Annotated in this window: 13 protein-coding genes and 1 pseudogene; 10 read left to right on the top strand and 4 right to left on the bottom strand. The window is 48.1% G+C overall.

All coding sequences use genetic code 11. The features are described from left to right. Positions 1 to 187 precede the first annotated feature (187 nt). From KVT36_RS18025 to KVT36_RS18010, 4 genes are all read left to right on the top strand, one after another. Positions 188 to 559: a hypothetical protein gene (locus KVT36_RS18025; RefSeq protein ID WP_217604855.1), complete on the top strand. Its 372-nt coding sequence runs from the start codon at positions 188 to 190 to the stop codon at positions 557 to 559. Positions 560 to 621: 62 nt separating this feature from the next. Then, complete coding sequence (locus KVT36_RS18020) at positions 622 to 4,077, top strand: ThuA domain-containing protein (protein WP_217604854.1); 3,456 nt, start codon at positions 622 to 624, stop codon at positions 4,075 to 4,077. 128 nt (positions 4,078 to 4,205) lie between these two features. Continuing rightward, on the top strand, positions 4,206 to 4,628 hold the full coding sequence (locus KVT36_RS18015; protein ID WP_217604853.1) for a hypothetical protein: 423 nt from the start codon (positions 4,206 to 4,208) through the stop codon (positions 4,626 to 4,628). Between the two features lie 125 nt (positions 4,629 to 4,753). Then, the gene (locus KVT36_RS18010; RefSeq protein WP_217604852.1) at positions 4,754 to 5,143 is read left to right on the top strand and encodes an ester cyclase; all 390 of its coding nucleotides are present in this window, start codon (positions 4,754 to 4,756) and stop codon (positions 5,141 to 5,143) included. Positions 5,144 to 5,367: 224 nt separating this feature from the next. Here KVT36_RS18010 and galB read toward each other — a convergent pair whose 3' ends face one another. Beyond that, positions 5,368 to 8,127, bottom strand: coding sequence for a beta-galactosidase GalB (gene galB, locus KVT36_RS18005; protein ID WP_217604851.1), 2,760 nt, complete (start codon positions 8,125 to 8,127; stop codon positions 5,368 to 5,370). A 137-nt stretch (positions 8,128 to 8,264) separates the two neighbouring features. Between galB and KVT36_RS18000 the strand changes: the two genes are divergently transcribed. From KVT36_RS18000 to KVT36_RS17980, 6 genes and pseudogenes are all read left to right on the top strand, one after another. After that, positions 8,265 to 9,311 (top strand): LacI family DNA-binding transcriptional regulator, encoded by a 1,047-nt coding sequence (locus KVT36_RS18000; RefSeq protein ID WP_217604850.1) that lies wholly within the window; start codon positions 8,265 to 8,267, stop codon positions 9,309 to 9,311. Positions 9,312 to 9,328: 17 nt separating this feature from the next. Continuing rightward, positions 9,329 to 10,705, top strand: a pseudogene (locus KVT36_RS33225) (alpha-glucuronidase family glycosyl hydrolase); the annotation flags it as partial. After that, complete coding sequence (locus KVT36_RS33220) at positions 10,679 to 11,464, top strand: hypothetical protein (RefSeq protein ID WP_368670031.1); 786 nt, start codon at positions 10,679 to 10,681, stop codon at positions 11,462 to 11,464. The pseudogene KVT36_RS33225 and the gene KVT36_RS33220, both read left to right, overlap by 27 nt. 39 nt (positions 11,465 to 11,503) lie before the next feature. Continuing rightward, the gene (locus KVT36_RS17990) at positions 11,504 to 12,253 is read left to right on the top strand and encodes an SDR family NAD(P)-dependent oxidoreductase (protein ID WP_217604849.1); all 750 of its coding nucleotides are present in this window, start codon (positions 11,504 to 11,506) and stop codon (positions 12,251 to 12,253) included. A 640-nt stretch (positions 12,254 to 12,893) separates the two neighbouring features. Next, positions 12,894 to 16,070 carry a TonB-dependent receptor gene (locus tag KVT36_RS17985; RefSeq protein ID WP_217604848.1) on the top strand — a complete coding sequence of 1,059 codons (3,177 nt, stop codon included), beginning with the start codon at positions 12,894 to 12,896 and terminating at the stop codon, positions 16,068 to 16,070. A gap of 26 nt (positions 16,071 to 16,096) precedes the next feature. Continuing rightward, positions 16,097 to 17,902, top strand: coding sequence for a RagB/SusD family nutrient uptake outer membrane protein (locus tag KVT36_RS17980; protein ID WP_217604847.1), 1,806 nt, complete (start codon positions 16,097 to 16,099; stop codon positions 17,900 to 17,902). An 80-nt stretch (positions 17,903 to 17,982) separates the two neighbouring features. Here KVT36_RS17980 and KVT36_RS17975 read toward each other — a convergent pair whose 3' ends face one another. From KVT36_RS17975 to KVT36_RS17965, 3 genes are all read right to left on the bottom strand, one after another. Beyond that, entirely contained in the window at positions 17,983 to 19,317 is a 1,335-nt protein-coding gene (locus KVT36_RS17975; RefSeq protein ID WP_217604846.1) for a BamA/TamA family outer membrane protein, read from the bottom strand. A 335-nt stretch (positions 19,318 to 19,652) separates the two neighbouring features. Then, positions 19,653 to 23,666, bottom strand: a complete 4,014-nt coding sequence (locus tag KVT36_RS17970) for a glycoside hydrolase N-terminal domain-containing protein (RefSeq protein WP_217604845.1) — start codon at positions 23,664 to 23,666, stop codon at positions 19,653 to 19,655. 90 nt (positions 23,667 to 23,756) lie between these two features. Continuing rightward, entirely contained in the window at positions 23,757 to 25,241 is a 1,485-nt protein-coding gene (locus KVT36_RS17965; RefSeq protein WP_217604844.1) for a RagB/SusD family nutrient uptake outer membrane protein, read from the bottom strand. Between the last annotated feature and the right edge of the window lie 9 nt (positions 25,242 to 25,250).

Raw genomic sequence — 25,250 nt, 5'->3', positions numbered from 1 at the left:
AAAACATAAAATCCTTATTATTGTATCAAAGTGATACAATATAGGTTGTATTTGTTGTTTTGCACCCATAGACTGCCACCGGAGTTCCACGTACAATAATGTACCTGGCCTATATTCACTGATTACCCTGCCAGGCCTTCCTGTTAACAATTAACTAAACCCTTCTAATAAACCATAAATTAACCAAATGAAAAAGACAGCTATTATTCTAACAGGGATCCTTCTCCTGGGTGTTTTAAATGCAGGCGCTCAATCTAAAGCCGGGGCTGATTATTTTGCCGGTAAATGGAGTGTGCTTTTCAAAGGCACGCCCAATGGTGATGCCCGGATGCTGTTCCTGCTGGAACAAAAGAATGATTCCATTGCCGGCGTGGCACAAGATACTACCGGTGCAGAAATATCAAAGCTTACTGATGTTACACTGAAGGATAATGAGATTGCCTTTAGCTTTACTGCACAGGGTTATAATGTAAACCTTCTTTTAACGCGTAAAGATGAAGACCATGTAACCGGAAGCCTTATGAATATGTTTGATGCGGAAGGCGAACGCCGGAAATAACATCCCCCTAAAATAAGCCCACTAGCCACAACAGCCAAATTACCACGTTCAAAATAACAGTTATGAAACTACCTGGTGCAGTAAAAAAGCCCCTGCATGCTTTTGCCTTTGTTCTGTCATTAATACTCTTTTCAGTGAACGCTATCCATGCACAAACACAGCGTGTGCTGGTATTCTCCAAAACAGAAGCGTTCCGCCATCCATCCATTGATGCAGGAAAAGCAGCTTTTTCAAAAATGGCAGCTGAAAAAGGTTTCACAGTAGATTTTACTGAAGATGCAGCACAATTCACTACAGCCACCCTGAAAAAGTATAATGCCGTAGTATTCCTAAGCACTACCGGTGATGTATTGAATGATGCCCAGCAGCTGGAATTTGAACGGTACATACAGGCTGGTGGCGGTTACCTTGGCATCCATGCCGCAGCAGATTGCGAATATGAATGGCCCTGGTACGGAAGGCTGGTGGGCGCTTATTTCCTGGATCATCCCATGCCGGATAATGTGCAGAAAGGAAAATATTATGTAACGGATCAGAACAGCTTTGCTACCAAAGGAATGCCGGAGCAGTTTGAACGCAGCGATGAGTTTTACAGCTTCAAACAAATTGACACTACCATACATGTGCTGGTTAAGATCGATGAAACCTCCTACCGTGGCGGCAAGAACGGGGCTAACCATCCTATGAGCTGGTACCATGATTTTGACGGTGGCCGTTCTTTTTACACCAACATGGGGCATACCAATGAAACCTATGCTGAACCGCTGTTCTTAGATCATGTATGGGAAGGATTACATTATGTAATGGGTGGCGACAAACCTGCTGCATTGGATTATTCAAAAGCAAAACCGGAAGAAAACCGTTTTTCAAAAGTGGTGCTTGCCGAAAAGCTGAACGAACCCATGGAGCTGAGCGTGTTAAATGACGGGCGCATTTTATTCATTGAAAGGCATGGCGCTGTAAAGCTTTATAACATAAAGACCAAACAGCTTAAAGCCATTGCAACCATTGCCGTAAGCACAAAATATAAAGACAAAGAGGGCAAGGTATCAGAGGCGGAAGATGGCTTGCTGGGATTAAACAAAGACCCCAATTTTGCCAGGAATCACTGGATCTACCTGTATTACTCCGACCCTGTAAAATCTGCCAACGTTTTAACACGTTACACGCTGAAGGGTGATGTGCTGGATATGCAGTCGAAAAAAGTAATGCTGGAAGTACCCACCCAGCGGGAACAATGCTGCCATACCGGCGGTTCTATTGCCTGGGACAAACAAGGGAACCTTTACTTATCAACAGGTGATAATACCAGCCCAAGGGCCACGGCCTATGCCCCCATTGATGAACGGCCAGGAGCATTTCCCTGGGATGCACAAAAATCCTCCGCCAATACCAACGACCTGCGTGGAAAGATCTTACGCATTACACCACAGCCTGAAGGTACTTACACGATCCCTGAGGGCAATCTTTTCCCAAAAGGAACCAGTAAAACAAGGCCGGAAATATTTGTGATGGGAAACAGGAACCCCTTCAGGATCTCTGTTGATCAAACATCAGGCACACTCTACTGGGGAGAAGTAGGCCCGGACGCAAATGATCCTGACCCGCTGAAAGGCCCTGCAGGACAGGATGAAATAGGGCAGGCAAAAAAACCGGGTAATTACGGCTGGCCCTATTTTGTAGGAGACAACAAACCCTACAACCATTTTGATTTTGCTGCTAATAAACCCGGCGAAATATTTAACCCGCTAAAGCCGGTCAATAATTCACCCAACAACACCGGTTTAAAAGAGCTGCCGCCGGCACAAAATGCTTTTATCTGGTATCCCTATGGCGTATCCAAAGATTTTCCGCTGGTAGGCACAGGAGGCAGAAGCGCCATGGCCGGCCCGGTGTTTTACAGCAATGCATTTAAAAATGCAGCGCATGCTTTTCCCTCTTATTATAATGGAAAATTACTGATCTATGAATGGATGCGTGGCTGGATCATGGCCGTAACCATGGATAAAGACGGGCATTATGTTTCTATGGAAAGGGTGATGCCCAGCTATAAATTCAGCAACCCGGTGGATATGGAGTTTGCGGACAATGGCGACCTGTACATGCTTGAATATGGCACCGGCTGGTTTACTGCCAATGATGATGCAAGACTGATACGCATTGAATACAATGCAGGCAACAGGAAACCGCAAACAATCATCAATGCCGACAAAATGGGCGGTGCGCTTCCCTTTACGCTAAGCCTTTCCTCCAAAGGAACAACAGATGCGGATGGGGATCCCTTACAATACTCCTGGAAGATCACTTCTAAGAACGGTTATACGAAAACCATCAGCGACCCGGATGTAACGCTTACCCTTACAAAGCCCGGGGTATATAAAGCCACGCTGAACGTGTCTGACAATAAGGGCGGCATGTCCTCACAATCTATGGAGCTAACCGCAGGTAATGAGCCGCCGGTGGTATCCTTTGACATTGGTAAGAGCAACAAAACCTTTTACGTTCCCAACAAAACTTATCACTACCAGGTAGAAGTAAAAGATAAGGAAGATGGTTCCCTGGCCAATGCGAAAATAAAACCATCGCAGGTAGTGGTGAATATAGATTACCTGGCAGAAGGTTTTGATAAAGCAGAAATTGTACAGGGCCACCGTACTGCAGATGAAACCGTGAATGTAAGAAAAGGCCTGAAGCTTATCCAGGCCAGCGATTGCCGGACCTGCCATGGAGATTATAAAAAATCCATTGGGCCCTCCTATTTCGCAGTTTCTGCAAAATATAAGAGTAATACAAATGCAGTAGAAAAATTAACCAGGAAGGTGATCTCCGGCGGAAAAGGCGTTTGGGGCGATGTGCCGATGGCGGCGCATCCACAGCTTGCTGCAGAAGATGCTGCAGAAATGGTGAAGTATATCCTGAGCCTTTCACAGCCCAAACCCAAAGTAAGATCGCTGCCGGTGGAAGGTACTTATACCACCAAACAGCAACCCAATGATAAAGGCCAGGGTATGTATCTTTTCCGTGCAGCCTATACAGATAAAGGCTCCAATGGCCTGCCTGGTATCCCGGCTGAAGGAGCGTTTACCTTGCGCAGCCCGGATATTAATCCTACAAAGTATGATGTAGTAACAGACGCCACCAAGATGAGCTATGAAGGCAATAACTTTGTTATCCCTTCAAAATCCGGCAGCTATATCGGCTTAAAACAAATTGACCTCACTGCTGTTAAACGCATTGATATAACCGCCATGGCCCCCAAAGCGCAGCTGAATGCAGCAGGAGGTATTATTGAATTACATGCAGATGCGCCCGACGGGAAGCTGCTTGGCCAAACGGCGTTTATAGGCGATGCAGGCGGCGGCGCGCTAAGCTTTGCAGGGAAAGCGGTACCGCTGGAAGTTACGCCCACGGAAGGCGTACATGATATATACCTTGTATTCAGCAACCCGAAAGCCCGGCAAGGCGCATCGTTAATGATTGTATTGAATACCGCGTTTAAAACGGAGGCTTCGGAATGAGGCGCCAGAAACTGTTTTGAACCAGGCGTATCAGCAAAAGTTTTAGGTAGCTGTTACGGATACGGGTAACCGGCGGCCGGTCACGGACAGTTTGAATTACGGATTGGCAATCCGTATCTTTAAAGTCCATGCATTATTTCAGCCTTACTTTTCTTTTCACCGTTCTGGGTATTACTATGGCAATGGGACAGCAGCAGCTGCCCGTTGCCGTCAATTTTAAAAAGGCTTACCTGGAACACACCCGGGATGCCAGTGGATCCCCCGGCAAAGCCTACTGGCAAAACAAAGGAAGCTACATGATCAGGGTAACATTTGATCCAATTACAAATGTACTGTCAGGGAATGTAGCTGTTGATTACACGAATAATAGCCCCGATACGCTTAAGCAGGTAGTTTTCAAGCTCTATCCAAATCTCTACCAGGGGCAAGCCATGCGTAATGTTGCAGTATTGCCTGAAGATCTGAGCAAAGGTGTTGAAATCAAAACAATGCTTGTTAATAATAATCCTGTTGATATCAAAAAACTGGTGGTCAGGGGTACTAATATGTAATAATACCTGGAATAGCGCTCAAAAATGAACACTGAAAAGCCCGGATCATTCAATATGGTTAACCATAACTGCTATGGTCTGATGTTTGTGATCAAAGTTTATTATTCAAAATTAAACCTCTGATCATGGCAACAGCAAACGAAGCACATTACCTGCGTTATATCAGTTTTCTGAATGAGCGCCGCCTGGATGATCTTAGTGAATTTGTTCAGGAAAAGCTGACCTATAACGGCGAAGCAATGACACGCACTGACTATCAAAACCTCATTGCCGGGGATATTGCTGCGATACCGGATCTGTACTTTGATGTACACCTGCTTGTTGTTAAAGATGATACTATTGCATGCCGGATAAAATTTGACTGCACACCTCAAGACGAATTTCTTGGCTTCCGCCCTAACGGCAAAAAGATCTCTTTTTCAGAACATGTTTTTTACCAGCTGAAAGGCGGAAAGATCGCTGAAGTGTGGTCCCTGATCGATACCAGGAGCATTCAATCCCAACTGGAATATTAGCGCCGCCGCTGCTATGGTTTCCCCCAAGCTGGCATAAAAAAGATAAAAACGCCTGCATAAACAACAACGCCCGGTAAGACTACCGGGCAAATTTGTTAAAACCTACAACTGTTACACTACTGTAAAAACCTTAATAAGCTCAAAGGTAAACGTGTATGGTTATACGGTTAAATGGTTTATCCCTGAAGCGGACAAAAACATGGTTGAAACGGACTTAAGCCGGTTTATTTGCCTGTTAATAAAATTTCTGCCCCCTGCAATCCAACAGACTTCGCTTTTATCTTTATAGCTCCCGGCATGCCGCGTTTTGCACGAACGATCAGCAGGCATAAGCCATTAAAGGCCTCCCGCTCCGTTGAAGCAAATGATACAAGGCTGGATGCATCGCCATTATCTGTTGCTACAATCTCCCCAGGCCCTTCAATGGAAAAGCTAAGCAGGTTTTTAGCCTGCGGTACCATTAGCCCGTTCTTATCGGTTACCCGTACGGTGATGAATGCAAGGTCACTGCCATTGGTTTGAAGCGAGGTATGGTCTGCAGACAGTTTAAGCTGAAAGGCCGTTCCTGTTGTTTTAACTATATCTTCCGCCCATTGCTTACCATTTTTATATGCCACTACCTTCAGCTCACCCGGGGTATACTTTACATCATCCCAGCGGATACGGTATTCATGCAATCCCTTTTTCTTTTTGCCAAGGGATTTCCCGTTGAGAAATAATTCAGCCTCATCACCGGAAGTAAATACGTGCACCGGCGTAACCTGGCCTATGCGGCCGGGCCAGTTCCAATGCGGCAAAAGATGCGCCATTGGCAGGTCCGGGCGCCAATAAGATTGATAAAGATAGAAACGGTCTTTTTTAAACCCGGCCAGGTCTATGATGCCGCTGTAAGAGCTGCGGGCCGAATAATAAGGTGTAGGCTCACCCAGGTAATCCCAACCGGTCCATACAAAACCTCCTGCTACAAAAGGATGCTGGTCCATGGTAGCAAAAACTTTGTCTGCAGAGGAACCAAAATCCACGGAGTATAATTCATAGGCGCTCACCTGCTGTATTTTTGAGCTGCCGCCCATTGTATCCCTTACCGGCGCACTGTTGCCACTAAAAACAGGGAACAGGTATTCACCGCGGCTGCTTAAAGCAGATGCATTCTCCGTACTCAGGATCATCTTACCCGGGAACTTGTTGTGAAAGGCAGGAAAAAGCGGCGGTGTGCTGATACCTTTTAAACCTGCATACGCGCCGCCATTGCGGATCCCCTCACCCTGGTAGTTCAGGCTTATAATGTCCGGCACTGCTGTTATGGGCATATCAGGTTTGGCGTAATTCATGGCAATGGTGGCGGGGCGGCCGGGATCTTCCTCTTTGGTAATGGTATATAATTCCTTTGCTGTTGCCGCGCCTTTTTCACCGGTGTATTGCTCCCCTACCTCATTACCAAAGCTCCATATGATCACGGAGGGATGGTTGCGATCGCGGCGGATCATGGCGCGCAGATCCTGCTCATGCCATTCAGGAAAGATCAGGTGAAAATCATGCGGTGTTTTCTTTAATTCCCAGGAATCAAACACTTCATCTATCACCAGGAAGCCCAATTTGTCTGTTAAGTTCAAGAGCTCCGGGGCCGGCGGGTTGTGCGACATACGAATAGCGTTACAGCCCATTTCACGCAGCAGCATCAGCTGCCGCGCTGCGGCCCGTTCATTAAATGCTGCGCCCAGCGCGCCAAGATCATGATGCTGGTTAACTCCCTGAATGTTGATGCGCTCACCATTAATGAAAACGCCCTTTTCAGGATCAAAGCGTACATCACGGATGCCAAAAACAGTTTCATACTTATCCAGAACCTTACCCTTAGCGGAAACGGTGGTGATGGCAACATAACGATGCGGGACTTGTTGTGGCAGGGGGCCCCATAATTCGGGATGCGGGATCGTAAGCATTCCGGAAACAGTGTCGCTGGCAGATGATGGAACCATTGCCTGCTGCGCCGGCAGCTGTGCAATGGGCTGGCCGGTTTTGCGCCCATCTGTGTTTGCAAGGTATACCTGCGTAGTTATAGCTGCATTTACAGCTGTTCCGGAATTGTTATCGATGATTGTTTTCAGCTCAAGGGTGGCAGCTGCCGGGGAAATGCTGCGGGTAATAACAGTGGTGCCCCATTGGCCAACATGCACTGGGTTTGTTTTCACCAGCCACACATTCCGGTAAATGCCTGCACCCGGGTACCATCGCGCGGAGTTTGCGGGATTGTCCACCCGGATGGCCAGTTGATTTTTTGCGCCCGGGATAATATAAGGCGTAAGGTCTACACGCCAGGAAGCGTAACCATAGGGCCAGCCGCCCACCAGCTTACCATTCAGCCAAACCATGGCATATGACATAGCGCCATCCACATCCAAAAAAATATTTTTGCCTGCATCTGCAGCAGGAATATCAATCGCCTTCCTGTACCATGCCACGCCCTGCACGGGCAGGCGGCCCATACCTCCGCCAACAGGTGTTCCCTCTCCTTTATAAAAAGGTCCTTTAATAGCCCAGTCATGCGGCAGGTCTACTGTTTCCCAGGTTTGATCGTTAAAATTGCTTTGAACAAATGCAAAATTATCTCCGGGGTTGCCCTCCGGCCTTTTATATCTTTTGGCATGATCTTTTATAAAATTATTTCCCGTGGGCATGATCCAGGGTTTGAGGATGCTGCGGGTAGCTGCAATGCGGGCGGCTTCTGTTGGTCTTGCGTCGGCTGGCCCATCGTCCTTACTTTCTTTGATCTCGGGCCGTACATCATAGATCAGGCTATCTGCTGTTGTTGCGGGATCGTACCTGTAAAATTTCCATCCTTCATTGAGCAGAATCCGCTCCCGTGCAGGCGTTTGCCTGGTGTCCGTATGCTGCGCTGCTGCTGCCTGGCTAAAGGCCAGCAGCAGTACCAGTAAGCCATTAAAACGTCTCTTGGGATGGAAAAGCTCAAACAAAACAATCATAATGTGAAATTTCGGAATTGAGATCAGCGGAAAATTGTACTCCAATAATACAGGCATTTTTTGAAAAACATGCAACCGATTGCGCATTTTTTCCAAATTATTTCTACATTAGCCTAATAACTCTCATAACAGATCATATGACAAATGGGAAAGAAGATAAAGAAATAACGATCTATGATATTGCCAAAAGACTAAAGATATCCCCGGCTACGGTGAGCCGCGCCCTGCAGGACCACCCCAGGATCAGCGCCAAAACGAAAAAGAAGATCTTTGAGCTGGCAGACGAAGTAGGCTACCGCCGCAATCACTTTGCCGGTAACCTCCGCAGCCAGAAAACACAGACCATTGGCGTGATCGTTCCCCGTCTGAACAGCCATTTTATGTCATCCGTTATCGCGGGCATTGAGCTGATGGCTAACGAGCATGGTTACTCGCTGTTAATCAGCCAGTCATCAGAATCGGCCCGTAAAGAAGCTGACAGCGCCGAAGCCATGTTTAACAGCCGGGTTGACGGCCTGATGGTGTCCCTGGCCTACGATACAAATACACTTGACCACTTTGATAAATTCTTCCGGAAAAAAACACCGGTCATTTTTTTCGACCGCGTAAAACCACACCGGAGCGCCACCAGCATCCTGATAGATAATTACCAGGCTGCCTATGATGCTACCAAACACCTGATAGAGCAGCATTGCAAAAAGATCGTTCACATTACGGCCCCTCCCATGCAAAACGTGTATAAGGACCGCCTGGCGGGGTACAAGAGCGCCCTGGAGGATGCAAAGATCAAATTCAGGGAAGAAAATGTGATCGTTACCAATCTTACCCAGGAGGCAGGTTATGAGAGCGCTGAAAAGATCCTGAAAATGAAACCGCTGCCAGATGGCATCTTTGTGGCCAACGACAGCTGCGCAATTGGTTGCATGATAGCGCTTAAGGAAAAGGGCATACGCATCCCGGAGCAGATAGCCTTTGTAGGTTTTAACAATGATCCCATGTCAACGGTGATAGAGCCGAAGCTGACCACGATCGCCTACTCAGGCTTTGAAATGGGCGAGGTGGCCGGCCGGCTGCTGGTGAACCATCTTAACAGTACCTCGCAAATAAATAATACGACTACCATTATCCTCCGTTCTGACCTGATTGTACGGCAGTCGTCACTTAAAGGTCCGGCAGGTCATTGATCTATAAAAAATTCCACATGAAACGATGGTCCCTTCTTTTTTTCCTGCTGCTGTATTTCCGCGCCGCCATAGCTGAAGATGGCTACAGGCTTTGGTTACGTTATGATAAGATTGTTAACTCAAAGCTATTGCACACCTATCTTAACCAGATTAATACTATTTATTTCCCGGCCGGCACTCCTGTACTGGATGCTGCCAGGCAGGAACTGCTTGCGGGCCTGGAAGGCCTGCTGGATAAGAAGATAAATGCGGGTAACAATGCATCCGCCAGCTCCCTGCTCATTTTCACAAAAGCGCATGCCCCGCTTAACCCGCCCGCCTTAGCGGTTAAATATGAAGACCTGGGAAAAGAAGGTTTTTATATTAACAGTACAAAGCGCAGCATTATTATAACAGCTAATACTGACACCGGCATATTATATGGTGTGTTTCATTTTCTGCGGCTCTTACAAACCGGCCAAAGCCTTGAACAGCTTGATATTACGAGCGTTCCCCGGATCCAGCACCGCATCTTAAACCATTGGGATAATCTTAACCGCTCTGTGGAAAGAGGTTATGCAGGCATTTCCATCTGGAACTGGCATACGCTGCCGGAGTATATTGATCAACGTTATATTGACTATGCCCGGGCCAATGCCTCCATTGGCATTAATGGAACCGTATTGACCAATGTAAATGCCAATGCGCTGGTGCTTACGAAAGATTATTTATTAAAAGTAAAAGCACTGGCCGATGTGTTCCGCCCCTATGGAATTAAGGTGTACCTGACCGCCCGGTTCAGCGCGCCTATCGAGATTGGTAAGCTAAGCACCGCTGATCCCCTGAACGATACCGTAAAGGCCTGGTGGAATACAAAAGCAAAAGAGATCTACCAGCTGATACCGGACTTTGGCGGCCTCCTGGTGAAAGCCAATTCAGAAGGGCAGCCAGGACCGCAGAGCTACCAGCGTACACACGCAGATGGCGCTAATATGCTGGCTGATGCAGTGGCGCCTTATGGAGGCATTGTAATGTGGCGGGCATTCGTATACAGCAATGCATCACCGGAAGACCGTTTTAAACAGGCTTATAATGAATTTAAACCGCTGGATGGGCAATTCCGCGCAAATGTGCTGCTGCAGGTAAAGAATGGGCCTATTGACTTTCAACCCAGGGAACCTGTTTCGCCGCTTTTTGGCGCTATGCCCAAAACGCCGCTCATGATGTAGTTCCAGATAACGCAGGAGTACCTGGGACAGTCCACACAGCTGGTATATGAAGCGCCCCTGTTTAAAGAAGTGCTGGAAACAGATACCTACCAGGGAGGCAAAGGCGCTACCGTGGCCCGTGTAATAGATGGCGACCTGCATCATTACCCGCAAACCGGCATTGCAGGTGTAGCAAACATAGGCAACGACCGTAACTGGACCGGGCATCCGTTTGGGCAGGCTAACTGGTATGCATTCGGCAGGCTGGCCTGGAACTATGAGCTTAGCCCCGCACAAATAGCGGATGAGTGGATCAAACAAACCTTTAGCTGTGATACAGTGCTGGTGGCCACTACAAAAAAAATAATGCTCTCCTCATATGAAGCCATGGTGAATTATATGACACCGCTTGGCCTTCATCATATTATGGGCACGGGGCATCATTATGGCCCGGCGCCCTGGATCACCAATGCCGGAAGGCCTGACTGGAACCCGGTATACTATCACCGCGCAGACACTGTGGGGCTGGGCTTTGACAGAACAGCCTCCGGCAGCAATGCGCTGGCGCAATATGCACCAGGCATGCAGCAAAGGTTCCAGGACGTGCATACAACGCCGGAAGCGTTCCTGCTGTGGTTCCATCACGTTCCCTGGAATTTTAAAATGAAGTCCGGCAGAACACTGTGGGAGGAATTATGCTACCGTTATTATTCCGGGGTTGCTGCTGCAAAGACAATGCAGCAACAATGGAATACGCTGGAGGGGCGGGTGGATAAAGAACGTTTTAAACAGGTGCAGATGTTATTGACCATCCAGGTAAAGGAAGCTACCTGGTGGCGCAATGCCTGCCTGCTGTACTTCCAAACCTTTTCCAAAATGCCCATCCCCGGCCAGTATGAACAGCCTGACCGCACGCTGGAATACTACAAGGGGCTGCATTTTCCATATGCACCGGGGAATGGATAAACAGGCACAGTTTCCACGTAATACAACACAAAAACGAGCATGAATACACAATCAAAGATTGCAATTGTAACAGGCGGCGGATCCGGTATTGGCCTGGCCATCGCAGAAAAATTCGTACAGCACTGCATCCACACCATTATTGTAGGCCGGAATACCCAGAAACTTAACGCAGCAAAAGAAAAGCTTGGTCCTCTATGCGAAGCCCTTACCTGCGACCTGGACGATTTTGCCGCCATCCCCGGGCTGATAAACGGTATTATTGAGAAGCATGGCCGGATCGATATCCTGGTGAACAATGCCGGCATTAACATGAAAAAGGAATTTACCGATGTAACGGATGAAGACTTTCAAAATGTACTGCATACCAATGTTACGGCTGTTTTCATTATTTCAAGAGAAGTGATCCGGCACATGCTGGAAAACAATATAAAGGGCAGCATCATTAATATCAGCTCAATGGCTTCGCAATACGGCATTCCAAAGGTAATTGCCTATACCGCCTCCAAGTCGGCCATTGAAGGCATGACCCGGGCCATGGCCACTGAGCTTTCACCCAAAGGCATCCGCATTAACTGCATTGCACCCGGTTTTATTGCTACTGAAATGAGCGCCAAAGCATTGAACACTGATCCGGAACGAATGGGAAAAGCAATGGGCAGAACCCCCATGGGCGAGCTGGGGCAGCCTTCTGATATAGGAGCAGCAGCCCTGTTCCTGGCCACAGATGCGGCGCGCTACATTACCGGGATCATAATGCCGGTAGATGGCGGCAATTCTATCGGCTTTTAAGCATACACGCTATACCAGTGGGTACTGCAGCTGCGGCTAAGCTCATTCCGGGCAATCGGTTGTACCAACAGCAGCCCTTTAAATCCCTTCCTGTAAAAGCACGTTGCACCAACATTTCCCGGCCTTACCGGAAAGGCTCCCTGACCGGCAGTTTTTCTATGAAAACTGCACGGGTGGCTGCTTATTGGGCCTGCACGTAACCGTAAACTACCGGATATCCCCTTCCTCGCTACCGCTTTTAAGGCGCTAATTTTCAAACTCATCCCTGCCTGAGGATCTGTTGAAAGAAAGAAATTTCAAGAAAAAATGCGCAATCGGTTGCACTTTTTCAACTTTTGTATATATTTGTTTTGACGGGTAAGCGTTGTTTCCGTCCAACGTTTTCTGCTTACACAGCTGCGGAGCGTTTAGGCGCAAGTGTTGGATGCTTTGATGTAAGCCGCATAAACTGGCGAGGGGCTTTTAGAAAGGAAGATCACGTTAAGGACTGTTATTAAAGAAAGGGGGGATTCACCGGCATGGATCTATTTATTACAAGGATCGCCGGCATACCTCACCGTATTATTTGCTGCAGGCAATCGTAAAAACATGTCAACCAGCCTGCAGCCCCTGCCCTGGCTCATAAATCCCAATTGCGTATATGAAAAAAAAGATTCCACTAACTGCATTAAACATGCAGAAATGTTTGAAAAACTGCACGGCCATTGCATTAATATGGCTTACAACATTATTGTTGGTAAACCTGCCTTTGCTGGCCCAGGAAAAAAAGGTAACCGGCAAGGTGGTAAATGAAAAAGGTGAGTCTGTACCCGGCGCTTCGGTAATGATCAAAGGCACCCGGCAAGGCATTGCCACTGATTCTGCCGGTGTTTTTACCTTAAGCACTCCACCAGCAGCCACACTAACCATCACTTTTACCGGTTATGCCTCCCGCGAAATTACCGTGGGCGAGAACCGTTCCCTTAACATACAATTGATACCTGAAAGCAAGGTGCTGGACCAGGTAGTAGTGGTGGGTTACGGTACACAGCGGAAAAGGGATGTAACCGGATCCGTAGCATCTATAAATGACCAGGCGCTGCGTGAAGTACCGGTATCCAACTTGCAGGGGGCCTTACAGGGCCGCGCCGCGGGGCTGGAAGTACAGCGCTCAGGCACCAAACCAGGCGCTGGTGCGGTTATCCGCATCCGCGGTGAAAGATCCATCAACGGATCCAATGATCCGCTGCTGGTGTTGGATGGTATACCTTATGAAGGAGGCAACATCAACGATATTAACCCGGATGATGTAGCATCCGTAGAGATCTTAAAAGACGCGTCTGCCACTGCTATCTATGGTTCCAGGGGATCGAACGGTGTGATCCTCATCACTACCAAACGCGGTAAGGCAGGCGAAACCCGTTTAAACTACAACGGTTATTATGGCATTAACAAAGTGCGCACAAAGTATAAAGTGTTTGATGCCCAGGAGTACCAGAAATTACGCAACGGCAGCGCTTATACAGGTGGCTATATGCCCGAAGAGCAGGCGGCCATTGCTGCAGGCACCTCCACCGACTGGCAGGACCTGATGTACGAGGATGGGCATGTGACTGATCAGAACCTGGGCGTTTCAGGCGGCAGTAGCGGCAATACCTGGTCGCTGGGCGGCGGTTATTATAAAGAAACCGCTGTATTACCCGGACAGGATTTTACCCGTTATTCACTCCGGGCAACCATTGATTCAAAAGTTGGTAAGCGGATAAAGATAGGCCTGAATACTTTGAACACAGTGAATGTCACCAATGGATCGCAGTTCGTTGATCCCATGTTCCCTTTGCTTACCCTAAGCCCCTTAATGCCGGCTTATGACGCTACAGGCAAGCTCATTCTGTCCCCTACCGGTAATACGGACGATCGTGTGGGCCAATACAACCCGCTGTTCCTGAAAAACAATAATAACAACTGGGTTGACAGAATTACCCGCATGCGCACTTTCAACTCCGTGTATGGCGAGCTGCAGATCATGGATGGATTGAAGTACCGCGTTAACGTGGGGCTTGACTACCGCAAGCAGGAAAGCGATCAGTTCAAGAGCTCCGACAATGCGCAGCACCCCAGCTATTTCAGGGCTAAGCTGGGTAATACAGCAAGCGTAGATAATATTGAAGGATGGGGATATACTTTAGAGAACATACTTACCTACGAAAAAACCATCGCACAGAAACACCGGATCAATGTAACGGGCCTGTATAGCTACCAGGAAGATCATACGCACAATACTTATGTGAGCAAAGATTCCATAGATGAGAACTTTATACAATTCTACAATCTTGGCCAGTCCAATGCATCCAATAATGTGAAACCGGTAGTTTCCGGCGCTGAAAGCTCCTTTGGACTGATCTCCTACATGGCGCGTGTTAATTATTCTTATGACGACCGTTACCTGCTAACCCTTACAGGCAGGATAGATGGTTCATCACGCCTGGCGGCCGGCAATAAATATCACCGGTATCCTGCTATATCAGCGGGCTGGAATGTCACCAATGAGCAGTTTATGAAAGGCATTCAATGGCTTTCTAACCTGAAATTGCGTGTAGGTTATGGTCAAACATCCAACCAGTCCATAAGCCCTTACTCTTCACTGGGACAGGTTTCTACGTACAATAACATTGGTACGCAGGGCAGCGTTGGCAGCATTACCCGTTACAATTATGGTCCAACCATTGTTTCCGGGTATAACATCACGGCTTTGCCCAATGCCAACCTGGATTGGGAGTATACCAAAACAGTGAATGTGGGCGTTGATTTCGGGCTGTTTAATAACCGGGTTAACGGTAGTGTGGACTGGTACCATGCCAATACCTTCAACATCCTGTATGGCATTACTTTGCCGCCCACTTCAGGCATCCGCGGACAATACCTTACCAACATCGGTGAAATGGAGAACAAGGGGATGGAAATTGCTTTGTCGTCCACTAACATCGCTTCCAAAAGCGGGTTTACCTGGTCAACAGATCTCAACATTTTCTTTAACCGGAACAAGCTGATTAAACTTACCGACGGCTTTACCCAGAACATTGCCAGCCAGTTATTCATAGGCCAGCCGCTCACTGCTATTTACGACTATACGAAATCAGGTATCTGGCAAACGAGCGAGGCAGCCGAAGCGGCTAAATTCGGCAACCTGCCGGGCGATATTAAGCTGGCGGATATCAGCGGCCCCGGTGGTAAACCGGATGGTGTAATAGATCCCAACTACGACCGTTCTGTGATCGGCAGCTCGCAGGCAAACTGGCAGGGCGGTATAACAAACCGTTTCAGCTACAAGGGTTTTGATCTGTCGTTCGTAGTATATGCGCGTTTTGGCGGTTTGCTGGTTAGCCAGCTGCACCAGCCTTTTGCGGCATATGCTGCCCTGCTGAACGGTAACCGGAATACCGTTAAAGTAGATTACTGGACTACCGACAATCCAACCAACGATTTCCCCAGCCCTACTTCTATGACCCGGACCAGGCCCATTGGAACAGATCTTACCACGCTGGGGTATTATGATGCGTCTTTTGTAAAACTAAGAAGCGTGAACCTGGGCTACAATTTTTCAACTAAGATCATGCAGCGCATAGGCGCACAGTCCATCCGGGTATATGTTACGGTACAAAACCCCTGGGTGATCTATTCTCCGTATATGCGTGCAGGTGGAGTTGACCCTGAAGCAACCGGTACCGGCAACCAGGGTATTCAAAACCCGGGTAATCTGTCCACCAGGGCGCTTACCATTTCCGCATCCACGCCGCCTACTATGTCGTTCCTGGCGGGGTTAAATCTTAGTTTTTAAATTATAACTGTTAAAACGAAAACTGTATGAAACGATTATATATAAGGTCCGTATTACTGGCGGTTACGGTTTGCATGCTCAACATATCCTGCCAGAAAAAGCTGGTTGAAAAGCCTTATACGGTCTTTACGGTGGATTATTTTAAAACACCCAGCGGCCTGCAAAACGGTGTGAATGCGCTTTACTCCGGCTTACGTTCCGTATACGGCAACATTGGCGGCATGTATGTATTAAATGCAGGCACGGATGAATGGACCTATGGCGACCAGGTACAGGGTGGTTCTGAATTAGAGCTTGCCTCTTATGCGGTTTCCAGCACCAATGGCCATATACTTACGATCTGGAATAATAACTATGCTAATATTAACCTGGCCAATGCGCTGATCCAGTTTGCGCCGGATGTGGAGATGGATGCAAATGCCAAAACAGTGATACTGGGTGAAGCCCATTTTTTAAGAGCCTATTTTTACTTTTTGCTGGTACAGCAATTTGGTGCAGTGCCGCTGGACCTGGGCGGCGGGGAGCTGCAATTTAACGAAACCCCTTACCAGGGTTTTAACCGGCTGCCAACAGACCAGCTTTTCATTAAAAATTACCAGGCCATTATTGATGATTTTATATTTGCCAGCCAGAACTTACCGGATGCACGTCCGGCAGGCGCTTTCAAACTATCAAAGGGCGCAGCCCTGCACCTGTTAGCCAAGGCTTATATATACCGGGCTTATTCTGCCGCCAAACAAAGTACGGACTTCAAAAATGCCTGGGACGCGGCCAAAAAACTGATCGATAATCCTGCGCAGTATGGCACCGGCCTGCTGACCAATTTTGCAGATGTGAACAAGGAAGGCAATGAATACAACCAGGAGATCCTGTTATCCGTTGAAAGAATACCCGGAAACCCGATTGATAATGAAGTGGTGAATATTGGTTCTGATTTTTCAAATAAAGCCAACATCTCCCTGAACCTGTTCAACTGTAACTATCAGAACAACGTAGCTATTCCGGCGGGTTCCGGTAAATTTCCCTGCGACCGTGTGATCCAGTACAGCCGGCCTTTACGCCAGCTTGTTCCAACGCCCTATGTGTACAACATAGTATTTGCAGACAAGCTCAATGACAGCCGTTACAATAACAGCTTCCGCACTATGTGGAGGGCTACCAATACCAACGTAGCAGGTATCAATATTGGCGATACGGCCTATTACCTGGCATCATCCGATGCGGAAGGAGATGCCATCATTGCAAGGGGCGTGCCTTACCGGGTGATCAAACCCAGCGAGTTCTATCTCCCCTCCCGCCCGGGTATACAAATGTTCCCGGCCCTTACAAAATATGACGATAACAAACGGCAGGCGCCCAACGATGGATCCGGCAGGCCTTTTCCAATAGCAAAATTATCTGAAAGCTATTTACTGGCTGCTGAAGCGGCCATTGGTGATAACCGCCCGGCAGATGCACTGCCACTGGTGCTTACTATACGCCAGAGAGCAGCCTTCAGGGCTAATCTGAGTCCGGCAGAGCTATTGGACCGCCAGAACCGGATGAAGCAGAAAAATACAGGTACCCTTCCTGCCCCTGTGTGGGTGGATCTTGCCAGTGGTGATATGACGCTGGATTTTATACTGGATGAGCGCACCCGGGAACTATGCGGGGAAAGTATCCGCTGGCCTGACCTTGCCTGCCGTAATAAGCTGGTGGACCGTGTAAGGCTGTATAATCTTGCTGCTGCTGCAAAAGTGCTGCCCAAACATAACCTGCGGCCCATACCGCAAACCCAGCTGGATGCGATCAATGATCCTGATAAACAGCAATACCAGAACCCGGGGTATTAAAACAGAACCTGCGCCTTGCTGGTATCGCATGCAGCCTCCATTACGGGGCCTGCATGCGGTTCAGCAGACGGCAGTTCTTATTAAAAAGTCTCGTTCAAATTCAGGAAAAAACCTTTTGAGCCATGCATACCAAATGCATAGTCTAAACACAGGTTGGTGCGGGTAGATTTGTTGAACAGGATGCGCAAACCAGCGCCGGCAGCGGGCCTCCATACTTCAAACAATTGGGTGCCTACCCTATCATTAGCAGTTTGCACGTTCACGAAGGTAACGCCGCTGAATAATTTATTTCTTGTAATGGGAAAACGGTATTCTGTTTCAGAGTAAAAGAACTGCGTGCCTTTATAATAACCAGATACATACCCGCGGCCGCTGCGGAAGCTGGGATCACGGCCCGTTCCGGGCAATTCAAAATAAGGCACGGCGCCGGTAAGCACCCCGGAGCCCCAGCTCCAGAATGCAAGCACATGTTCCGGGTTACGCGCTGAAAGACTGAAGTATTTCCGGAAATCAACCGTTACCTGCGTTGCATTCCGGGAACTGCCTATCCAGGTTTGGTTCACCCGTATGCCTGCATCCAGGTACATGCCTTTATAGGCCCTGTTGGGGTTGTCGCGGGTAATATATTCCACATTAAACAGGAACCCATTGGCAAAATAATGATCCTGTGAAAATCCAAACCGCTGGTTATAGATCTTATATGGCACCTGTATGGAGTCGTACTTGGCATTGGTCAGCTTTCTTCTGATATCGAACTGTACACCGCCGCCCAGAAAGAAGTTATGCTTTACTTCCCTGTACACTTTTTCAAAGAATTTATAGTATTGCGAATGCCATACATAGGGTTTACGGTCCGGGTTAGCCAGGATCTTGTCGTCTTCACTTCCATTGGAGACCTTGCCAATGCCCATCCCAAAGTCGGGCGTAACAGACTTTGATGCTACCAGGCTACCCTGGATATTCCACTTATTGCCCGGTGTAAATACATTATGCGTGAAGTAAAAATAAACAATGCCTTTGGTGGTAATGGAGGCGGATGTTGCTGCCACCGACATATAGGTGTTGGGCTTGTTGCCTAATACCTTACCGGCTACGGCTTTTATGCCCAGCTGGAAACCAATGGTAGGGTTGGCTGCTATATTGGGTACTACGGTAATGGCCGATCTTTTACGCAATGAGTCATCTGTGCGTTTGGGATGCAGCACATCGTTGATCATGTCGCCAATATCGTATTGTTTATGGAAATCGTTAGCCGGGCCTTTTTCCTGTACCCTGGTATTGGGAACCATTGTTTGGGAAGTATCAACAGGGGAAGCAACCTGGCTATAGGCATAACCGTGAAATGCTACCAGCAGCGGCACCAGCAAAAATTTGAGTAGCGAATAAGGCCGTTTCGTTTTATTCGTTATTTCCATAATATGTTGAGTCTATTATCCGGATTGAAGATACAACAATTGGGAAATCCTATTGTTGCGCCTGATACATTGTGCCCCTACAGAAATAGGTTCGCTACCTTAACCCAAACGGCATGCCAGTAAAGCTGAAAGCTGAAGGTAGAAAGCATAAAGCTTCCTGCATTTTTTTAGCACAGCCAATGCCGTTCAGGATCACTACTATTTTTTCATTTTTATCTACGGTGTGTGTAAGGGACCTGAGGGTGGCTAGTATAATGAGGGCTCTGGATGAAGGGTTCATTTCGTGGAGGTTATTCGCTAAATATAAAATAAATCCAGCGGAATTTATAGTATTATTAGTGAACGCCTTCTATTTTATTATCCGCAACGTGTACGCCGCTGCACTGCTCAAACTTTAAAAATTCATTCATACCCTTTGCAGCGCCGGCGGTCTGAATAGTATTACCGCTGAAATTTATATTCGCCGTGCTTTTTGCAGCCAGCAGCGCTTTTCCCTGCAGCTGAAAAGTGTTATGGGTAACAGTAATATTGTTGTGCACAGCGGTCTTATTACTCACCGTATTTTCCGGGTGTATGTTTATTACCGGTTCTCCGCAATTATTAAAAGTATTGTTGCTGATGCTTACATCTTTCACCATACCTGATTCATACCAGCCGGCGGCATCGCCATTAATAAGGATAGCGCTCATGTGCGTACGCTCAAAAGTATTATGATCAATGCGCACCTTGCGCCGGGTGGTTACCAGCAGCCCCCTGGTGGGGATCCTGGTAAGGGTGCTGTTGTGTACCCATACCTGTGGCGTAGCGCTTATATTTTCCACCACATCGCCGGCGCTAACAGCAGCGGATATATTATTCTTCAGCGTAAGCAGGTACTGCTTATCATTCAGCTTTGCCACATTTACTATAACATTCCCTCCTGTTGAGAGCAGGCTTTCCGGATGAACGTATGTTATACTATCGCCGGCTGCAAATGCATTAAACCCAAAAGTTTGCGGATGCATGAAAACCACCAGCAGCTTATTGGGCGCGGTTATTTTCATAATCTTCAGATAGGTGCCATGTACATTAATGGCATCGTCATTCGCTGCAGACAGGTAGGCGTTATTCACCTCTATGGCACCGCTGCATCCTGAAAAGTGAAGAATGTCGGCCCAGGCAGCGCAGGTTCTTCCGGAACCTTCTGCCGGCCTTACGGTTATACTATCCATTTTTATGTTCCGGCAATACTGGCTTACTACACCCATGCCATGCATAAAGTTTATGTGAATGTTACTAAGCGTTATATTCCTGCTGTACTGCATAAAGATACCAGCGCAATCCCGGGTTACATCCCGGTTCTGGTAAGTGCAGCCTTTTTTAAACCCCGGGTCTTTTTTGAAAAAGATGCGTACGGTACCCTTATCCTGTAAAACAAAACGCAGGCCCTGCGTATCTATTTCCATGCGCGAAAGATCATTTGCAACCGGATCAAATACCTGCCAGTAAGTACCGGGCCGGTAAAACCAGCCCTCGCCTATCCAGGTGAGCAGACTGTCCTGTATACTGAACTTTGAATCAGGATGAATGATCACATCTGCATGATCACTGCTTACCTCTGTAACCGTAAGCTCTGAAACGGTGGGCCGCTGGTAATCATATGTGAGCCCGTTGATGTGTACATTGCTGCTGTAGTTAACAAAAGTTTCTATCATCTTACCACGGAGCATACAGGTTGCGCCCTGCGCATCTACCTGTACCTGCTCACAGCTGTCAAACACCAGGGCCATGGCTTTGGGTTCATAGGGCTGATCATTGGTATTGGAAATGTGTAATGCTTTTTTAAATGCGCTGTCCGGGAAAAAATCGTAGCGGCCCGGGGCAAATTTTATTTTCACCGGCTGCCTTGCCGTACCTTTTGCCCTTAACACCAATGATCCGTTAAATGAGCCTGCAGCCAGCACTTCCACCACATCGCCGGGTTTCAGGATCAATTGATTAATGTGGTTAAATGTTTTCCATGCCTGTGCAGGATTAACACCGCTGTTTGCATCATTGCCATTTCCGGGATGAATATAGTAGGTTGTGTTACCCGGGGAAATCCGGCGCTCTTTTGGGGTTACATGACCGGTGAAAATATAACGTTTACCCGCCTGCGTAGGAAAAGTATACTGAAAACCGGCGCCGCCATTATTTACCGGCCCTATACCGGCAGCAGTCAAAACATTCGGTGCTCTTAACTTACACTCCACCCCGGAGCCGGATCTTATTACCAGCTTTTTTACCTGCCCGTTCTCCCATTGCAGATCTTCAATTTCAAAGTTGCCCCTGGCGCGTAATCCTTGTACACGGCCTGTGTTCCAGGCCTGCGGCAGCGCAGGTAATAATTGTATTTCGCCGGTTTGGCTTTGCAGCAGCATTTCTGCTACCGCAGCCACATAACCAAAATTACCATCTATCTGAAACGGCGGATGTGCGCAGAAAAGGTTGGGGTATAAACCACCGCCCTTATCATAGTTCACATCATTGCCCCCTACCGGGTTAAAGAAGTTCCGCAATATCCTGTAGGCATGATCTCCATCCTGCAAACGCGCCCAGAAGTTCATTTTCCAGGCCATTGACCAGCCGGCGGATGCATCGCCCCGGGCTTCAAGGCTTACCTTTGCTGCCTTTGCCAGCTCCGGTGTTTCAAGCATGTTTATTTGTTTGCCGGGATGCAGGGCAAACAGGTGTGATGCATGGCGGTGTTTATCCGCCGGATCATCGCGGTCTGTCTCCCACTCCTGCAGCTGGCCCCAGCTGCCTATCTTTGGTTTCAGGAGATGCTCCCGCATATCAGCTACGTGCTCCCGGTAGGTTTTGTCAACGCCCAGCACATCCGCGGCAGTAATGTAATTGGTAAAAAGATCATACACAATTTCCTGGTCGTAGGTTACACCATCTTCTGTGGGGCCATGCTCCGGCGACCAGCCCATAGGCGCTACCAGCGTACCATCTGTCCGGCGCTTTAAATGATCATCCCAAAAGTTTACGATCTCCTTTAACAGCGGATAGGCGAAGCTGCGGAGATAACTTTCATCTTTTGTAAATGCATAATGTTCCCAAACCGCCTGCATATACCATGCGCTGCCCGGTGTATTCCACAAAAAGCTGGATCCACCAAAAATGTTGTTCTCTGTTTTAACTGTCCAGCCGCGCACACCGGGATACTCCTTTTGAGTGCTTTCCTTTTTCACTTCGCGCATGCTGTTAATGTAATCCAGGTAAGGGAAATGGCAGTCTGACAGATTAGCCGGTTCTGCCAGCCAGTAATTCATTTGTATGTTAATGTTGGAGTGGTAATCACATCTCCACGGCGGATTGTTACTATCATTCCACATGCCCTGCAAATTAGCCGGCAGGCCTCCTTTGCGGGATGAGCTGATAAGCAGGTACCGGCCATACTGGAACTGCAGGACCTCCAGTCCATGATCTTCGCCGGTGGTATGATTGATAAGCCTTTGCGCAGTGGGTAGCTGAGCGGTGGCAGCCGCAGCAGGCCGCAGGTTTAATGCTACCGTACCAAACAGACGCTGATAATCGCTGATATGCGTTTGCAATAACTGCGGATAATTTTTTGCGGAAGCAGCTGCCAGTATGTGCTGCACCTTAATACCCGGCGCTTCGCCCCGCCAGCGCTGTTCACGTTTGTTGCTGTAATCTGTGGCAGCTGATAATAAAACCGTAAATGCATCTGCGTGTTTAATACGTAACACCCAACCTTCTTTCACATCTTTTTCTACTGATACGGCACCGTTACCGGCCATTATCTGAACACCTGCCTGGTAAGCAAGGCCATTGGATAACTTACCGGCCATGCTTAATGTTTTGCCTGCAGCAGTTATTACACCATTATGGGCATCCTGCAGTTTGATGGTGGCATTATACATACCTTTTTTAGCAGCGGTAAAGCGCAGCACCATTACGTTTTCAGGGAAACTGCAAAAGTATTCCCGCTTATAATCAACGCCATGAGCCGTGTAGGTTATTTGCTGCACAGCCCTGTCAAGGTCCAGCTGACGGCGGTAATTAGCCGGCACCGGTTGTGTACTATCTTCATTGTTCAGGTTTATATACAGGTCGCCAAAAGCCTGGTAGGCGCCGGTTTCCTGCTCATCGCCCGTCCACAGGCTTAGTTCATTGAACTGGATGCGTTCCTTAACCAGCCCGCCAAACACCATACCGCCTATGCGCCCGTTGCCCATGGGATAGGCTTCCGTCATCCAGGTGGCGGCGGGCTTGTGATCCCATAAAAGCAGGTCCGGCGATCTTTGCGCATTGGCAGCTGCACAGCAAAACAATAATATCATCAACAACAAACGGCGCCTCATGGTATAATATCCTGTTTAGTTAAATAAAAAAGATCTGCTTCCCTGCTTTTCAGGTCAGGGAAGCAAATCTCTAAATATAAAATTATCTGATCAATAATTATCGTTCTGTATAAGCACCGGCGCATTGCGGTCTACTTCTATCTGCGGTAAGGGCCAGTAATCGAACTGCGGGCGGTAAATGGTTTTGATATTGGGTGTTAAGGGATTTTGCACAAAACCATTTAATTTCTGCTGTGCAATGCCCCACCTGCGCAGATCAAAATAGCGCAGGCCTTCCAGCGCAAACTCCACGCGCCTTTCATGCCGGATCCTTTCCCGCATATCCCCCTGGTTAAGCCCTGCCGGTAATGCGGCCAATGCCACACCGGGCCTTGCGCGCACTTCATTTACCTGCTGGTACACACTGGCGTCAGGGCCTGCTGTTTCATTCTGCGCTTCGGCATACATCAGCTTTACATCTGCATACCTTAACCACACATAATCCTGGTCATCCAGCATGCCGGGCTGCGGATCAACGTTCTTGGGATCCAGCCATTTTTTGCCGGGGTAAAATCCGCGGGTCCAGTTGTTAACGCCCGGAGTACCTACTGTACCGGGATAAGGCCAGCCCTGTGCAGGCGTATCGCCGGGGAAAAAGAAGGTCATGGTTTTGCGGGCATCACCGGCTTCATATTCATCGATCATATTTTGCGTGCCCTGCAGGTCTTTGTATCCTGCGCCAATAATAGCAGTGGTGATCGCAAAATCATGCGGCACAGCAGGCGCCTGGAACTGCACGGAGAACATGATCTCCGGGCTGGAGCGCTGATCCGGTTTGTAAAAGTTGCCGGCATAATTGCTGTTCAGCGAAAACAAACCGCCATCAATAATTGCTTTTGCCAGCACGGCTGCTTCTGCGTATTTCTTTTCAAACATGAATACGCGCACCTTCAGCCCCTGGGCCGATGCTTTTACTGCATGACCGGTGGTGTATTTGGCATCCGGCAACCCGGCTATGGCTGCATCCAGGTCGCTTTCAACGAGCTTCAGTATGTCTGCCCGCGGCGATTTGGTTACCTTGGTCTTGAAGTCAAGCGTCAGCGGATCATCTGTTAGCAAGGGCACATTGCCGTAAGTTTGCGCTAACATAAAATAGTGAAAGGCCCGCAAAAAGGATGCTTCTCCTTTATACTGGTTCAGCTTATCGCCTTCCAGCACCTTACCAACATTTGCTAAAAAACTGTTGGCAGCTGCAATGCCCTTGTAGGAGGTAATGTACAGGCTCTGGTCATTAGAGGTTGGAAAACCTCCAATGGTTGGTGTTAAGCCTGCTATTAGCGATTGCTGCGCGCCACCCTGGTTGTTCTGACTGTAGGAGTTATCACTAAAGTTCTCCCACCACATGGGCGCATAAGCGGTGATCTGACCATTGGCCGCTGTTAACGTGGAATATAATCCGGTAAGCGCCAGATCCGCATCCCCGGATGTTTTCCAGAAGATGCCGGTTGATAGTTTATCCGGCGGTGTAACATCCAGCTTTTTACAGGCGGTGAAAAAAACTGCTGTTATCAGAATAAAGTGGTAATATCTTTTCATATACTTTAT

The organism is Chitinophaga sp. GbtcB8 (assembly GCF_019091455.1).
In the GTDB taxonomy this organism is placed as follows: domain Bacteria; phylum Bacteroidota; class Bacteroidia; order Chitinophagales; family Chitinophagaceae; genus Chitinophaga.
This window is presented reverse-complemented; position numbering and strand designations above follow the sequence as displayed.

Bases quoted from the DNA above. Each gene is read 5' to 3' on its own strand.
- KVT36_RS17985 (WP_217604848.1), top strand. From the start codon at position 12,894: ATGAAAAAAAAGATTCCACTAACTGCATTAAACATGCAGAAATGTTTG.
- KVT36_RS18000 (WP_217604850.1), top strand. From the start codon at position 8,265: ATGACAAATGGGAAAGAAGATAAAGAAATAACGATCTATGATATTGCC.
- KVT36_RS17970 (WP_217604845.1), bottom strand. From the start codon at position 23,666: ATGAGGCGCCGTTTGTTGTTGATGATATTATTGTTTTGCTGTGCAGCT.
- KVT36_RS18010 (WP_217604852.1), top strand. From the start codon at position 4,754: ATGGCAACAGCAAACGAAGCACATTACCTGCGTTATATCAGTTTTCTG.
- KVT36_RS17980 (WP_217604847.1), top strand. From the start codon at position 16,097: ATGAAACGATTATATATAAGGTCCGTATTACTGGCGGTTACGGTTTGC.
- KVT36_RS18015 (WP_217604853.1), top strand. From the start codon at position 4,206: ATGCATTATTTCAGCCTTACTTTTCTTTTCACCGTTCTGGGTATTACT.
- KVT36_RS17990 (WP_217604849.1), top strand. From the start codon at position 11,504: ATGAATACACAATCAAAGATTGCAATTGTAACAGGCGGCGGATCCGGT.
- KVT36_RS17965 (WP_217604844.1), bottom strand. From the start codon at position 25,241: ATGAAAAGATATTACCACTTTATTCTGATAACAGCAGTTTTTTTCACC.
- galB (WP_217604851.1), bottom strand. From the start codon at position 8,127: ATGATTGTTTTGTTTGAGCTTTTCCATCCCAAGAGACGTTTTAATGGC.
- KVT36_RS18025 (WP_217604855.1), top strand. From the start codon at position 188: ATGAAAAAGACAGCTATTATTCTAACAGGGATCCTTCTCCTGGGTGTT.
- KVT36_RS18020 (WP_217604854.1), top strand. From the start codon at position 622: ATGAAACTACCTGGTGCAGTAAAAAAGCCCCTGCATGCTTTTGCCTTT.
- KVT36_RS17975 (WP_217604846.1), bottom strand. From the start codon at position 19,317: ATGGAAATAACGAATAAAACGAAACGGCCTTATTCGCTACTCAAATTT.